The following is a 456-nucleotide window of genomic DNA, read 5'->3' on the forward strand; positions in this document are numbered from 1 at the left end:
TCCGGGGTGTGCGGTACGTTGGCCGAGAGCGCGGGACTCTGGGAGCCGTCAAGGCGCCGAGGACGCCAGGGAATCCTGATGGTTTGGCGTCCTGGCGGTTCGATCCCCTGCGGCGCCGTCTGCGGTAAGTACCGCACCACCCGACCGCCGGGTCGGCGCGGAGCGCGGCGCGACGGCCCGGGCGACGGGCCGCGCGATCAGGGCTCGCCGCTGATGAAGCGCGCGATGGTGTAAATGGTCGCGGAGAGGATGGCCGAGGCGGGGATCGTGAAGATCCACGCCCAGACGATGCGGCCGGCGACGCCCCAGCGGACGGTGGAGAGGCGCCCGCTCGCGCCGCCGACCCCGACGATGGCGCCCGTGATCGTGTGCGTCGTGCTCACGGGGATGCCGAGCGCCGTGGCGCTGAACAGGGTCGCCGTGCCGGCCGTCTCGGCCGCGAAGCCGCCGACCGGC

The 456-nt window shown here is 73.9% G+C and carries 1 protein-coding gene; it reads right to left on the bottom strand.

Annotation, left to right across the window (positions count from 1 at the left end):
* Positions 1-197: 197 nt before the first annotated feature.
* Positions 198-456: inorganic phosphate transporter (locus BN4575_RS22905; RefSeq protein ID WP_141689916.1), on the bottom strand; the 259-nt coding region annotated here is incomplete at its 5' end.

Source organism: Aeromonas sp. EERV15, from assembly GCF_900079845.1.
Classification (GTDB): domain Bacteria; phylum Pseudomonadota; class Gammaproteobacteria; order Enterobacterales; family Aeromonadaceae; genus Aeromonas; species Aeromonas sobria.